The sequence below is a fragment of the Peribacillus sp. CSMR9 genome (assembly GCF_033141925.1).
Classification (GTDB): domain Bacteria; phylum Bacillota; class Bacilli; order Bacillales; family DSM-1321; genus Peribacillus; species Peribacillus simplex_A.
This window is the reverse complement of the sequence record NZ_JAOPHO010000217.1, coordinates 1-831: the sequence shown is the minus strand read 5'-3', so window position 1 is coordinate 831 and position 831 is coordinate 1. Positions and strand designations below refer to the sequence as shown.

Sequence of the window (831 nt, the reverse complement as noted above, 5' to 3'; positions counted from 1 at the left end):
AATATCCCAATCTTTTATTAAAGTTAACATAAATATCCATTTCCCTTTCTACATAAAGATACCACAAACGACCGTTTATGGTACTGATAAATATTTTTAAAAAAACAACCTATTTCTATTAATTTATAGAACCAAAACTCATTCCCAAAATCAAAGTAACATTTTTAATATCTAATACCGTTTTTGGTGCTAATATAGGGTTATAAACTACTTTTGCAGGTGATGAATGGTGATATTTGGTTATGCACGTGTAAGTACGGAGGAACAAAACTTGGATATGCAAGTTGATGCCCTTACAAAATTTGGAGCAGAAAAAATTTATAAAGAAAAATTGACCGGAACTAAAAAAGATAGACCCCAACTAGAAGAACTTCTTAAAGTCTTACGCAGTGGCGACAAAATTGTTGTATATAAACTTGATCGTATTTCACGTTCTACAAAACATCTAATTGAACTCAGTGAATTATTCAATGATATGGACGTAGATTTTGTCTCTATTAATGACAGTATTGATACTTCAACTGCAATGGGGAAGTTTTTCTTTCGTACAATGGCAAATATTGCAGAGTTAGAACGAGATATTATTAGCGAGAGGACAAAATCAGGGCTTCAAGCAGCAAGATCCAGAGGAAGGAAAGGTGGCAGACCATCGAAAAAAAGGGACAAAGTTGAAATGGCGATAAAAATGTATAAAAGTAAGGATTATACAATCAACGAAATTACAGAAGCAACGGGAATCAGCAAAACTTCACTGTATAGATACTTAGACAAAGTAAATTAGGCTCATACCAAAAAAGGCAGCAGTACCGTCACACAAACAGTAACGACAGG

At 33.5% G+C, this 831-nt stretch carries 1 protein-coding gene; it reads left to right on the top strand.

Annotation, left to right across the window (positions count from 1 at the left end):
- Positions 1–229: 229 nt before the first annotated feature.
- On the top strand, positions 230–781 hold the full coding sequence (locus N9I19_RS24980; RefSeq protein WP_317779369.1) for a recombinase family protein: 552 nt from the start codon (positions 230–232) through the stop codon (positions 779–781).
- The last annotated feature ends 50 nt before the right edge of the window (positions 782–831 follow it).